At 28.1% G+C, this 12,625-nt stretch carries 11 protein-coding genes and 1 pseudogene; 4 read left to right on the forward strand and 8 right to left on the reverse strand.

Annotation, left to right across the window (positions count from 1 at the left end; genetic code table 11):
- Genes pglJ through AJ939_RS02725 form a run of 6 tightly spaced genes read right to left on the reverse strand, consistent with a single transcriptional unit; the run spans position 1 to position 6,611 of the window.
- Positions 1-1,098: an N-acetylgalactosamine-N,N'-diacetylbacillosaminyl-diphospho-undecaprenol 4-alpha-N-acetylgalactosaminyltransferase gene (gene pglJ, locus AJ939_RS02700; protein WP_002861842.1), complete on the reverse strand. Its 1,098-nt coding sequence runs from the start codon at positions 1,096-1,098 to the stop codon at positions 1-3.
- Positions 1,086-2,015, reverse strand: coding sequence for a GalNAc(5)-diNAcBac-PP-undecaprenol beta-1,3-glucosyltransferase (pglI, locus tag AJ939_RS02705; RefSeq protein WP_070276518.1), 930 nt, complete (start codon positions 2,013-2,015; stop codon positions 1,086-1,088). The genes pglJ and pglI overlap by 13 nt, the downstream gene beginning before the upstream one ends.
- A complete protein-coding gene (pglH, locus tag AJ939_RS02710; RefSeq protein ID WP_079860516.1) occupies positions 2,008-3,087 on the reverse strand; it encodes a GalNAc-alpha-(1->4)-GalNAc-alpha-(1->3)-diNAcBac-PP-undecaprenol alpha-1,4-N-acetyl-D-galactosaminyltransferase in 1,080 nt (359 codons plus the stop codon). The genes pglI and pglH overlap by 8 nt, the downstream gene beginning before the upstream one ends.
- On the reverse strand, positions 3,084-4,778 hold the full coding sequence (gene pglK, locus AJ939_RS02715; RefSeq protein WP_070276513.1) for an ABC-type lipopolysaccharide transporter PglK: 1,695 nt from the start codon (positions 4,776-4,778) through the stop codon (positions 3,084-3,086). Before pglK ends, pglH begins: the two co-directional genes overlap by 4 nt.
- A complete protein-coding gene (gene galE / locus AJ939_RS02720; protein ID WP_070210271.1) occupies positions 4,772-5,758 on the reverse strand; it encodes a UDP-glucose 4-epimerase GalE in 987 nt (328 codons plus the stop codon). Before galE ends, pglK begins: the two co-directional genes overlap by 7 nt.
- A 58-nt stretch (positions 5,759-5,816) precedes the next feature.
- Positions 5,817-6,611, reverse strand: a complete 795-nt coding sequence (locus tag AJ939_RS02725; protein WP_070276511.1) for a 3'-5' exonuclease — start codon at positions 6,609-6,611, stop codon at positions 5,817-5,819.
- Positions 6,612-6,676: 65 nt separating this feature from the next.
- On the opposite strand from AJ939_RS02725, the gene waaC reads away from it, so the two are divergent.
- Positions 6,677-7,705, forward strand: a complete 1,029-nt coding sequence (gene waaC, locus AJ939_RS02730) for a lipopolysaccharide heptosyltransferase I (protein ID WP_070276509.1) — start codon at positions 6,677-6,679, stop codon at positions 7,703-7,705.
- A complete protein-coding gene (gene htrB / locus AJ939_RS02735) occupies positions 7,695-8,573 on the forward strand; it encodes a lipid A biosynthesis lauroyl acyltransferase HtrB (RefSeq protein ID WP_070276507.1) in 879 nt (292 codons plus the stop codon). The genes waaC and htrB overlap by 11 nt, the downstream gene beginning before the upstream one ends.
- Positions 8,574-8,781: 208 nt before the next feature.
- On the opposite strand, the gene AJ939_RS02745 is transcribed toward htrB, so the two are convergent.
- A complete protein-coding gene (locus AJ939_RS02745; RefSeq protein WP_070283386.1) occupies positions 8,782-9,801 on the reverse strand; it encodes a glycosyltransferase family 2 protein in 1,020 nt (339 codons plus the stop codon).
- Between the two features lie 99 nt (positions 9,802-9,900).
- On the opposite strand from AJ939_RS02745, the pseudogene AJ939_RS02750 reads away from it, so the two are divergent.
- A pseudogene (locus AJ939_RS02750) lies at positions 9,901-10,668 on the forward strand (glycosyltransferase family 2 protein); the annotation flags it as partial.
- Positions 10,661-11,722 carry a glycosyltransferase family 4 protein gene (locus AJ939_RS02755; RefSeq protein WP_044780794.1) on the forward strand — a complete coding sequence of 354 codons (1,062 nt, stop codon included), beginning with the start codon at positions 10,661-10,663 and terminating at the stop codon, positions 11,720-11,722. The pseudogene AJ939_RS02750 and the gene AJ939_RS02755, both read left to right, overlap by 8 nt.
- On the opposite strand, the gene AJ939_RS02760 is transcribed toward AJ939_RS02755, so the two are convergent.
- Positions 11,709-12,584, reverse strand: coding sequence for a glycosyltransferase family 2 protein (locus tag AJ939_RS02760; RefSeq protein ID WP_044780793.1), 876 nt, complete (start codon positions 12,582-12,584; stop codon positions 11,709-11,711). The genes AJ939_RS02755 and AJ939_RS02760 overlap by 14 nt on opposite strands.
- Positions 12,585-12,625 lie beyond the last annotated feature (41 nt).

Here is a 12,625-nt window from a genome sequence, read left to right on the forward strand (position 1 = left end):
TTATCCTAATAAATATTTCAAAGCATCACGTGCAATTTTTACTTTATCAAAAGCCTTAGCCCTAGTTTTAGCCTTATTTTTATACGCTTTTCTTAATTTATCATCTTCAAGCATAGTCTTTAAACCCTGAAACATAGAGTTTTCATTATCTACTTCTACTAAAAGTCCAAATTCATCATCTCCAAAAAGCTCTCTTGCACCACTTTTATGATCAGTGCAAACTACCGCACAAGAACAAGCTAAGCTTTCAATTAAAACATTTGAAAAACCTTCAAACACAGAAGCAAAAGCAAAAAATTCACATTTAGCCATGTATTTATAAGGATTATTATCAAATCCTAAAAGCAAAACCTTTTCTTCTAAATTTAACTCTTTAATCAAAGCCAAAAGCTCATCTTTAAGCACACCTTCACCTAAAATCACAAGCTTTAAATCTGTTTTCAATCTCGCATAAGCACGAATTAATAAAGCATGATTTTTACCTTTATCAAGCCTGCCTACACTTAAAATAAATTTATCTTTTAAAGCTATATCTTCAAGAGCTTTTTGCTCTATGTTTTCTAAATCGATGGCATTGTATAAAATTTCACATTTTTTTGGATTTATACTAAAATTTTGCACTAAATCTTCTAAATTTCCTTTAGAATTAGGCAAGATTAAATCAGCCCTTGGGTAAAGTAAAGAAATTAAAAATTTATTTGCCAAAGAATTAAAATTATTTTTCATATACATCACACTTGGTGTAGTGCATTCATTGATCACAAGGCGAGTTTTGTTTCCAAACATTCTTGCCATTAAAGCTATATAATTAGGTCGATTTAAAAAAACAAATTCTGTATCAATGCCTAAATTTCTGCAAAGTTTTTTGTATTTTAAAGCCAAAAAAGGTAGTTTTAAAAATTTCAAAATAGGATTTTCACTAGGTTTTGAACATTCTAAAAAATGAATTTGACACTCTGGAATTTCATAAGAAATTTTATCATTCATCAAGATCAAATGCACTTCAAATTTCAAACTTAAAATAGGCAATAAAGTCGCCACAACTCTTTCAGCACCACCACTTCCTAAAGAATAAATAAAAATGCCTAATTTTTGCATAAAGCCACCCGAATTTTTGATAATTTTTCAATCATATTATTTGGAATTATACTTAAAATGAGTAATATCAAAGCAGGAGCGTTGATTTTTATACTCAGGCTTTTAAACAAACATTTATAAAGAGCTTTATAATTTTTTGCAAGTTTTGCATAATAAGCTGCCATTTTATAATAACTCGCACAAGTTTTTTTATAATCTTTATCCTTACTCATTCTAAGTTCATTTTCTAAAATTTTAGCAAGCTCTAAATATCCCAAATACACCCTATAAGCATTTTTACTCGCCCCTAAAGTCACGCTATCTTGCCTAAAAATCCTATAAATCCTAAAAGCCTTATGGATATAAAAACTTTTTTCCTTGTATAAATTTACCCAAAGCGTGGCTTCATTGCCATAAAATTCTTCATTAAAACGCTTGTTTTCAAGTAGAGATTTTTTAAAAACAGAAAAAAACTCTCCGCTAAATTTAGCCATTAAAAAATCTTTTTTAGAAATTTCACTATCTTTTTCCAAGCCCTTGCCGCTAAATTCCTTGCTTAAATTTCCTTCTTTTTCTATCAAACAATTTCCAAAAACATGAGCATAACCCTCATTTGCTTTTTGCATCAAGGTACTTAAAGCCCCGGATAAAAGCTCATCATCATCATCTAAAAAAGTTACAAACTCGCCACTTGCTTGATCTAAGCCATTGTTTTTATTGCCATTTGGACCTTGTTTGTAATTTTGATTTAAAAAATACTTAATGCGATCATCATCTTTTTGTAAATTTTGCACCACACTTTTAGTATCATCACTAGAATTATCATCACTTATAATAATTTCTAATTCTTTAAAATCTTGATTTTGTATGCTTTTAATAGCCTTTTCCAACAAAGCTTGACGATTAAAAGTTGGTACTATAACAGAAAGTTTAGGCATTTTTAACCTCGGCTATAAGCTTAAGCCATTCTTCTTTGATATGAGAAATTTCAAAGTCTTTACACCTTTGTTTGGCACTATTTACAAGTTCTTTTCTAAAATTTTCATCATTTAAAACAAGTTCAAGTTTTTTAGCAAGTGCTATTTCATCATCACAACCTACCAAAAGCCCATCATGATTATCTTTGATTAAATCCTTAGCACCATTATAATAAGAACTTGAAATTCTACAAACCTCAAAATACAAACTTTCAATTAAAACCGTTGGCAAACCCTCTACAAAAGAACAAAGGCAAAGCACTTTTGCTTTTTCATAAAGAGCCTTGACATTTTCAACACGTCCTAAAAAATCAACTTTTATTCCTAAAGATTTTACCTTATATTCAAGTTCTTGCCTTAACTCTCCATCTCCTGCTATAACAAATTTATAATTTTCTTGCAAATTTTTATCCAAATGCGCTATAGCTTTTAAAAACATTGCAGGGTTTTTGTTGTGATCTAAACGCCCTATAAAAAGAACTACATTTTCTTTTTCAAAACTAGAATCAAAAGGAATTTCTTCGCTAAAATGGCAAGGGTTTAATAAAAGCTTAACCCTTTTTACAAATCTTTCATAATACACCTTATCACTGCTTCCAAGCACACTTAAAGCATCACAAAAAGGATAACTTACCCTTCTTAAAAAACGCCAAATTTTAGGTTTTAAATACGCTTCATTACTATGCTCACTTATAATGAGTGGAGTTTTAAGCCCTATTTTCGCAGCAATACAAGCAATATTAGTCGTGTCCAAAAAAGAAATAAAAACATCAGCCTTACTTTCTTTCAAAGCCTTTCTTAAAGCAAAAAATTTCTTAAAACGACTTGCGATTTTATGATAAAGTGTATCAAATCTAAATTGTTCTAAACTTGTAACTTTAACTTCATTTTCAAGCTTATAAAAAGATTCTCCTGCATGAAATTTAATAATATTTACTTCATGCTCTTTACAAAGTGCATTAGCTAAAGTTACCAAAACACGCTCAGCGCCTCCTGAATTTAAAGTTGCGATAATAAAGCTTATTTTCATCATTTCTCCTCTTTAAGCTTACCGTGTTCTAAACGATAAACCTTATCACATTGCGTTATCGTAGAAAGGCGATGTGCGATAATAATCATGGTTTTATCTTTAGAAATTTTATAAATTTCATCCATGATTTTTGCTTCACTTTGAGTATCAAGCGCAGAAGTTGCTTCATCAAGCACTAAAATTTCAGGCTCTAGATATAAAGCTCTTGCTATAGCTATGCGTTGTTTTTGTCCCCCGCTTAAATTACTCCCCCCATCACCTACTTTTGTTTGCACTCCTTGAGGTAAATTTTTTATAAAATGCTCTAAATTTGCTTGTTTGATAACCCTGTTAAGTTTTTCTTCATCAACCGCATCTCCAAAAGTGATGTTTTTAGCTATGCTGTCATTAAAAAGATAGATATTTTGTGGGATATAGCCTATTTTTTGGCGATAATTTTTTGCATTGCTTGCATTTAATTCTTGCTTATCAATTAAAATTTGCCCTTCTTCGGGTTTTAAAAGTCCTATGATAAGATCTACTAAGGTGCTTTTTCCACAACCACTCTCCCCTATAAAAGCGATTTTTTCGCCTTTTTTAATGTTTAAGTTAAGATTTTTAAATAAATGTTTTTTTCCCTCATAACCAAAGCTAAGATTGCAAATTTTAAGCTCTTGATTAAAGCTTAATTTTTCCTCGCCCAAATTTTCTTCTTCTTGTCTTAAATTTTGATAAATAATATCCAAAGAAGAATGATAATAAAGCAAATCATGATAACTTGTAATAATACGATTTGCGCTTGGCATTAAGCGATAAAGCGCTAAAACAAAAATAGAAATCGTGGATAAAATACCTGAAATATCACTTTCATTTTTCAAAACCAAAAATACCACGATAAAAACAAGTACACAAAAACCTATTCCTTCAAGATAAATTCTAGGCACTGCAGCTACGCTTTCATTGGTAATATTTGCTTTAGAAAAAACTTCACTTTGTGCTTTAAAAAGGCTTAATACTCCATCTTCTTTGGTTTTAAGCTTGATAAATTTAAAATTATTTAAATTTGTATTTAAAATTTCGAAGAAATTTTTCATCGCTTCTTCGCGTCTTAGTCCTGCTTTTTTAATGATAGGGCTTAAAATTTTCACTAAAATAAAGGCATTTAACACCATAAAAATACTTAAAAATAAAGTGATTTTATAATTAATCAAAAGCATTAAAGCATAAAGCAAAAGCACTACAAAAATTTCACTCATCAAAAGTAAAAATGATGAAATCATAGTGCTTAGATTATAAACTTCTCCTGTAATGGACTTTAAAATTTCAGATTGATTTTTTTGAGTAAATTTTTCATAATTAATATTTAAAAATTTAGAAAAAACCTTATAAGCAATCGCGTGATAACGCCCCTTAGAAAATCTTGCCAAAAGATGGAAATAATACGCATTTAACAAAGCTCTAAACACATAAAAAACAATAAGCCCCACTCCAAAATAAACAATGATTTCAAAAACAGGGATATTAAGATATTCTTTTAGGCTGATTAAATATTTATTACGATCAAAATAAGAAAAATCACTAGCCAAAGTGATAAAAGGCATTACCAAAGAAATTGCAAAAGTTTCTATAAAAGAAACAAATACTGAAAAAACAAGCAAGAAAAATAAAAAATTTTTATCTTCCTTGCTTAAAATAAAAAAAAGTTTTTTTAACACTGTTTTTCCCAATCAAAAGCAGATTTACAAATAAGCTCCAAATCATCATATTTAGGCTGCCAAGAAGTAAGATTTCTGATTTTACTTGCATCAGAAATCAACACACTAGGATCGCCCGCACGGCGTGGGGCAAGTTCTACTTTAAAATCCACTCCGCTAACTTTTTTCATCGCTTCAATCACTTCTTTTACACTAAAACCATGTCCATAACCTACATTAAAAACATTGCTTTCATTCTCTTGTAAATAATCCAAAGCCGCTAAATGCGCGCTTGAAATATCATCTACATGGATAAAATCTCTTATACAAGTACCATCTTTTGTATCATAATCATCGCCAAATATGAAAAGTTTATCACGTTTTCCTGCGGCACATTCAGCTGCAACTTTTATAAGCAAAGTCGCTTTTGGATAGCGTTGTCCTAAAGTATAATCCATGCAAGCACCTGCAACATTAAAATATCTTAAAATACAATGCTTAAATTCAGGATTTGCCATACTTGCATCACGCAAAACTTCTTCGCTCATAAGCTTACTACGCCCATAAGGATTAATAGGTGCTAAAGGACTTGTTTCGCTCACAACAGGAGTTTGTGGTTCGCCATAAGTGGCTGCCGTTGAAGAAAATATAAATTTATTCACTCCAGTTTGCAAACAAGTTTCGATGAGATTTGTCGTATTAACAGTGTTGTTCATATAATATTTTAAAGGATTTTGCATACTTTCAAAAACTTCAATACTCGCTGCAAAATGCACAATAGCGTCAAATTTTTCTCTCTCAAACAATGCTTTTACGCCTTGAAAATCACTTAAATCTTGTTCAAAAAATTTAAAAGCTCTTATTTTTTGCAAATCTTCTATTGCGATTTTAGAACCCTTAGAAAGATTATCTAAAACACAAATTTCATGATCTATTTTTAAAAATTGTCTTAAAGTATGAGAACCTATATAACCTGCACCACCACTAATAAGAATTTTCATCATCATTCCTTTTTTCTAAAAATGTCAAAAATAAATTTTAATATATTTTCTTAAATACTTAAGATCGAACTTTTGAAATTTCACTCTCACAAGCTTTTGCAAAAACTTCTGTATAAGAACGATCTGATTTTTTTTCACGCAAAAAATCTCTCATATAAGAAAGAAAATCAACATAATCTTCTTCACTAACATTAGCTTTAATAAGTTCATATTTTAAAAAAAGCATATAGGTATTTAAAACATCACTTTCACAATATTCGTGAATTTTTTCAAGTTCATTTTCATAAAAAAGTTTCATCACCTCATCGCCATGCACATCATATTTTCCTGGCAAACCCACCATAGAGCAAAGTGTATCAAGCTTTATTCCACGCCCATTAGATCCTAAGGATTCTAATAAATCACAATGTTTTAATTCTGAAAATCTTGTTTTATAATTATTCCATTTATCGCTTTGAGTATCTAAATAAGTTGCTGCTTTTAAATTGTATTTTAAAGCCCTTAAAACAAGAACAGGCATATCGAAATTTTTACCATTAAAGCTGACTAATTTTGGCTCATAATTTTCTATAAAATTAAAAAAAATCTCAATCATTTCTTTTTCATTTTGCCCATCAATTTTATTTACTTTGATAAATTTTCCAAAATTATCGCTTAAAACCGCACAAATACTGATGATTTTATGGTAAGGCAAAGGCAAAAACTCACTCCCACTTTGTTCTTTTTGCCACTGAAGTGCTTTCAAACTTACCTCTAAATCACTTCCTTCAAAACCTAAAGTTTTGCGGATAAGCTCAACATCTGGCACACTCTCACAATCAAAAACACAAATATAACCTTCATTTTTTGCCATTTTTAACCTTTTTTTAAATAATTTCGCTAAAATCATAGCAAAAATTTTAAAATATTAGGCTTTTAATGAAAATAGCAATTGTTCGTTTGTCAGCACTTGGCGATATTATCCAAAGTGCCGTGGTTTTGCAATTTATCAAAAATTTTAAAAAAGATATAGAAATTCATTGGTTTGTAGATGAAAAATTTGAAGGCATACTTAAAAACCATCCTTTCATAGACAAACTCTATGCCCTACCCTTAAAAGACAAAAAAATTTTAAAAAGCCTAAAAATTCTTCTTAAAGCAAGAAAAAACAACTATAATGCAGTAATAGATCTACAAGGGCTTATAAAATCTGCTATTGTAAGTCGAATTTTAAGTAGAAATAATTTTGGTTTTGATAAAAATAGCCTTAAAGAAAGTTTTGCTCATAATTTCTATAACCAAAAACTTGAGTTAGATTACAATGAAAATGTATTTGTAAGATACTTAAGTCTTACCTCCTTTATGTTAAATACTGATTTTAATGTCAAAAATTTAGCCTTTAAACAAGATATTTTTAGCGTAGATGAAAATTTAAAACAACTCTTAAACAATAAACTCAAGCTCGATAAAAACGAAAAAAACATACTCATACACGTGGGTTCAAGCGTAGAAAATAAAATCTATCCTAAAACCAAACTTGCTATACTTTGCAAACTTTTAATCAATGAATTTCAACAAGCAAAAATTTGGCTCGCTTGGGGAAATGTAAAAGAATACGAATTTGCTAAAGAGGTTTTAAATCTTAGTGGTATTGATGAAACACATATAGAATTAGCGCCAAAATTCAGCCTTGAAGAACTAATGGCTTTTACAAAAATGATGGATCTTATCATAGGAAATGATAGCGGCCCAACACATTTAGCTTTTGCTTTAAATAAGGCATCTATTACGATTTTTGGTGCAACACCAAGCTACCGCAATGCTTTTCAAACTCATATCAATAAAATCATTGATGCAGGTAAAAAAATCCAAAATGCCAAGCATATCGATAAAAGTGATTTTTGTATCACGCGTATAGAAGAAGAAGATATCTTCAAACTTGCCAAAGGCTTACTTAATGAAAAATAGTGATAGAATATATCTTAGTCTTTATTATATTTTGAAATTTTTTGTTACTTTTATGCCTGAGTGTATCTTGCATTTTTTAGCTTTGATTGTAGCAAGAATCACTTTTTATCTTAGCAAAAAACATCGCAAGATCATCGATATAAATTTGCAAATCTGCTTCCCTCAATACACTCAAAAAGAACGCGATAAACTATCTTTGAAAATTTATGAAAATTTTGCTCAATTTGGAATTGATTGTTTACAAAATCAAAACACCACCAAAGAAAAAATTCTCAATAAAGTAAATTTTATCAATGAAAATTTTCTTATAGACGCTCTAGCTTTAAAGCGTCCTATTATCTTCACAACTGCACACTATGGAAACTGGGAAATTTTAAGCCTTGCTTATGCGGCTAAATATGGTGCGATTTCCATAGTAGGAAAAAAGTTAAAAAGTGAAGTTATGTATGAAATTTTAAGCCAAAGTCGCACCCAATTTGACATAGAACTTATCGACAAAAAAGGCGGTATAAGACAAATGCTAAGTGCTCTAAAAAAGGAGCGAGCTTTGGGAATTTTAACTGATCAAGACTGTGTAGAAAACGAAAGCGTAAGATTAAAATTTTTTAACAAAGAAGTGAATTATCAAATGGGAGCAAGCCTTATCGCACAAAGAAGCAATGCTTTGATCATCCCTGTTTATGCCTACAAAGAAGATGGTAAATTTTGCATAGAATTTTTTAAAGCAAAAGATTCTCAAAATGCAAGTTTAGAAGAACTCACACTTTATCAAGCACAAAGTTGCGAAAAAATGATTAAAAAAAGACCTTGGGAATACTTTTTTTTCCATAGACGCTTTGCAAGTTATAATGAGGAAATTTATAAATAAAATAAATTTTTTATATTTTTTATTTTCTTAGGATGTCTTAAAATATCTTTCAATAATTTTAAAATATGTTGTCTTTTTGAAATTTTTATTTGTTTCCATATCTTTTTAACCTCGTAGGGATCGTCATCTATTGAAATTTTAAATACATCCATAAGTTGTATAATATAGTTTTGAAAAAATTTCTTATATTTTTTTTGAAAATTAATATCTAGATTAGATTTTTCATTAAAAAATTCCAAATATTTAAAGCATTAGTTGCAAAACAAAAAATTTTAAAATACTTTCTTAATTCATTATAATTGTCATAATATTTTCTCAAAGTTTGCAAAAAATCTGGTAATTTTTCAGGCATTTGGTTGTTTTCGCTCGAAGTTATAGAATTTTCCCTAACCCTGTAAATTAAACCACAATAATCCAAATAAATAAGTTTTTTCGCCAAAGAAAAAAGCAATACGCCAAAATCTGTATCCTCATAATAAACCCCATGAGTAAAACGCAATCTATACTTATTTAAGATATTTGCATTAAAGGATCCTTGCCAAGCAAAACAAAAAAAATAAATGCTATTTATATACAAAGTATCTAAAGCATAATCATAATAAAATCTATTTTTTAATTTTTTTGGAAATTCAAAGTGGATATCTTTTTTCATTTCTTTCTTTGTTTCATCATATTTTACATAAGAATGCACACAAATATCCAAATCACTCTTACTCATCTCATTTACGCATTTTTCAATGCAATCAAGCTCTAAATAATCATCAGAATCTAAAAAGTGAATAATATTATTAGGTAAATCTTGAATTATAAAATCATTAATATTTTTAAGCTTTGTTTGGATTATATTTTTACTAAGCTTTGTAAAATTTTTATTAATATCTTCTTTTGTAAGCTCCTTAGAAGCTGTATTAAAAGTATTTATATTTTCATAGCTTGTAATATTACTTTCATTTTCAAAAAATTCTCTTAATTTGGTGCCTTTTATAAATTCTAAATCAGCATTTCTAGCTGAACTTAAACCACCGTTTTCTTTTATAATAAGGAAAATTCTTTCATCTTTTTTAGCATATTCTTTAGCAATATTTAAGCTATTATCGCTACTTCCATCATCTACTAAGATAATATCTAAATCTTTATAGCTTTGATTTATAACACTTTTTAAGCATTCATCTAAATATTTTTCTACATTATAAATTGGGATTATGATAGAAACTGATCTATAAAACATTTCATTCCTTAACATGATAAAAACTAAATTATACATAAATTAATTTAAAATTTAAAAATATAAAGTTATAATTTTTTAAAATATATTGGGAAATCAATAGTGAATCTAAAGCAAATAAGCGTTATTATCATCGTAAAAAATGCAGAGCAAACCTTGCTTGAGTGTTTAAATTCTTTAAAAAGTTTTGATGAAATTATTTTACTTAACAATGAAAGTAGCGATAATACCCTAAAAATAGCTAATGAATTTAAAAAAGATTTTGCTAATTTACACATTTATCACAGTGCTTTTATAGGCTTTGGAGCCTTAAAAAATCTTGCTTTAAGCTATGCAAAAAATGATTGGATTTTAAGCATTGATGCTGATGAAGTGCTTGAAAATGAATGTATCAACGAACTTAAAAGCTTAGAATTTAAAAAAGAAGATATCATCGCACTTAGTCGCAAAAATCTCTATAAAGGCGAATGGATAAAGGCTTGTGGTTGGTCGCCTGATTATGTTTTAAGAATTTTTAACAAAAATTTCACTCGTTTTAATGATAATTTAGTACATGAAAGTCTTATTTTACCAAGCAATGCTAAAAAAATTCATCTTAAAAATGGATTAAGGCATTATGCTTGTAATGGAATAGAAAGTATGATTTATAAAATGAATCTTTACACTAGCTTTTCCGCAAAAGAAAAACTCAAACAAGGTAAAAAAGCAAGTATTTTTGGGGCAATTTCACGCTTTTGGCTGACTTTTATAAAAGATTATTTTTTTCGCGGTGGTGTAAAATATGGCTATAAAGGTTTTGTTATAGCCCTTTTAAACGCAAATGGAGCTTTTTTTCGCTATATGAAACTTTACGAGCTAAATCATGAAAAAAATTAATATTTTTTTAAAAGATATCACTGAAAGCGGCGGCGGAGAAAGAGTTTGCGTTAATCTTGCCAATGCTTTTTCTAAAAAATATGAAGTTGAAATTTTTAGCTTTTATAAAAGCTTTGAACAACCTGCTTATGAGCTTTATAAAAATATAAAAATTTCTTATCTTAGTAATCAAAATTTTTATCATGCAAATAAAATTAAAAAAATCTTTTTAAAAACTTTTTATCGTTATTTTTTATCACTTTTAATCATTTTAAAATTTAAAAATGTAAAAAATGGCATTCTTTTAGCTAATGATGGATATTTTTTACCTTTTTTTAAAAATAAAAAACTTAAATATTTTAGAATTTGGCATATCAAAGCTCCAAAAAAGAAAAAAAAGATTTTTGACTATTTTGATACACTCATCATACTTTCAGCTAAAGAAATTGAGAAGTGGCAAAAATGGCATAAAAATATACAAGTAATTCCAAATTTTCTCTCTTTTATATCTTCAAAAACAAGTAATTTATCACAAAAAGTCGTACTTAGCGCGGGAAGATTTACTAAAGAAAAGGGTTTTTTAAGGCTCATTGATATTTGGGAAATAGTGCAAAAAGATGGAAATTTTAAAGAATGGAAGCTTCATATCGTAGGAGATGGGCTTTTAAAAGAAGAAATACTTCATAAAATACAAGCTAAAAAATTAGAACATTCTATTGTTTTGTTACCTTTTAATAAAAATATAGAAGAAGAATACTTAAAAGCAAGTATTTATGTAATGGCTAGTTATTTTGAAGGTTTTGGAATGGTTTTAGCTGAAAGTGCAAACTATGCAATTCCAAGCATTGCTTTTGATATCAATACCGGCCCAAGCGATATTATAGATAATAAAAAAAGTGGGTTTTTAATAGAAGATGGAAATTTACAAGAATTTGCAAATAAGCTTAAAATATTAATGCAAGATGAAAGTCTAAGGGAAAAATTTGGCATAAATGCCAAAGAAAAAGTGCAAAAAGATTTTAGCCAAGAGGCCATTATACAAAAATGGAATGAAATTATTTCACTTTAAAAAACAATTTGGCAAAAATTAATTTAACTTTATACAATTTTTTTAAAAATTTATATTTAAAATAATTTATTTCTTTATTATTAAATAAAAATTTTAAAATATCAATTTGTAAATAAATCAAGACATATGACTTTAAATTTTCTTTAAGAATTTTATTTTCTTTTATATATTTTAAAATATATAAATAATCATCTAAACAATCCTGAATTTTCTCTTTATTTTTTCGTCGCTTAGTGATCGAAAAAGAATTATCTACATAATTATACAAATACAAATCAACTTGCAAGTATCCATCATCATTTAAATTGTTTATCAAGAAAAAAAACGCAAGCATATCTTCAGCTACAAGGAGTTTTTTATCTATTGCAAAAAGCTCTTTTAGTGAATCCAAGTAAAAATCTTTTTTACAAAACAGAGTACAAATATTCCAATAAATTCCTTTAAATTCTTCTAAATTTTTAAGTGTATCTTTAAATATTGATTTTAATTTAATTCCATTGCTAATATAAGTAAAAGAAAATTGGCATATTTTATAAGTATTTATTAAGAGGATTAATTTTTCGCAAGCATTAAGCTCTAAATAATCATCAGGATCTAAAAACATCAAATACTCACTATTTGAATGTTTAACACCATTATTTCTGGCTGCAAAGGTGCCTAGGTTTGTTTTATTATGGATTATTTTTATTCTTGTATCTTTTTTGGCATATTCTTTAGCTATTTCTATACTTTTGTCATTTCCACAATCATCCACAACGATTATTTCTATATCTTTAAAGGTTTGATTTATGCAACTTTCCAAAGCTCTTGCTATATATTTTTCTACATTATAGGTGGGTACAATTATTGAAATTTTAGACATTATTTTTCTTAAAAAGTTTTTTAGGATGGCGCAAATAAAAT

The sequence above is a fragment of the Campylobacter sp. BCW_6889 genome (assembly GCF_001762535.1).
Lineage (GTDB): Bacteria > Campylobacterota > Campylobacteria > Campylobacterales > Campylobacteraceae > Campylobacter_D > Campylobacter_D jejuni.

What these genes read in the sequence shown, in the direction of transcription:
- AJ939_RS02725 (WP_070276511.1), bottom strand. Translation starts at nt 6,611, where the DNA reads ATGGCAAAAAATGAAGGTTATATTTGTGTTTTTGATTGTGAGAGTGTG.
- AJ939_RS02745 (WP_070283386.1), bottom strand. Translation starts at nt 9,801, where the DNA reads ATGTTTTATAGATCAGTTTCTATCATAATCCCAATTTATAATGTAGAA.
- pglH (WP_079860516.1), bottom strand. Translation starts at nt 3,087, where the DNA reads ATGATGAAAATAAGCTTTATTATCGCAACTTTAAATTCAGGAGGCGCT.
- galE (WP_070210271.1), bottom strand. Translation starts at nt 5,758, where the DNA reads ATGAAAATTCTTATTAGTGGTGGTGCAGGTTATATAGGTTCTCATACT.
- waaC (WP_070276509.1), top strand. Translation starts at nt 6,677, where the DNA reads ATGAAAATAGCAATTGTTCGTTTGTCAGCACTTGGCGATATTATCCAA.
- pglI (WP_070276518.1), bottom strand. Translation starts at nt 2,015, where the DNA reads ATGCCTAAACTTTCTGTTATAGTACCAACTTTTAATCGTCAAGCTTTG.
- htrB (WP_070276507.1), top strand. Translation starts at nt 7,695, where the DNA reads ATGAAAAATAGTGATAGAATATATCTTAGTCTTTATTATATTTTGAAA.
- AJ939_RS02760 (WP_044780793.1), bottom strand. Translation starts at nt 12,584, where the DNA reads ATGTCTAAAATTTCAATAATTGTACCCACCTATAATGTAGAAAAATAT.
- pglJ (WP_002861842.1), bottom strand. Translation starts at nt 1,098, where the DNA reads ATGCAAAAATTAGGCATTTTTATTTATTCTTTAGGAAGTGGTGGTGCT.
- AJ939_RS02755 (WP_044780794.1), top strand. Translation starts at nt 10,661, where the DNA reads ATGAAAAAAATTAATATTTTTTTAAAAGATATCACTGAAAGCGGCGGC.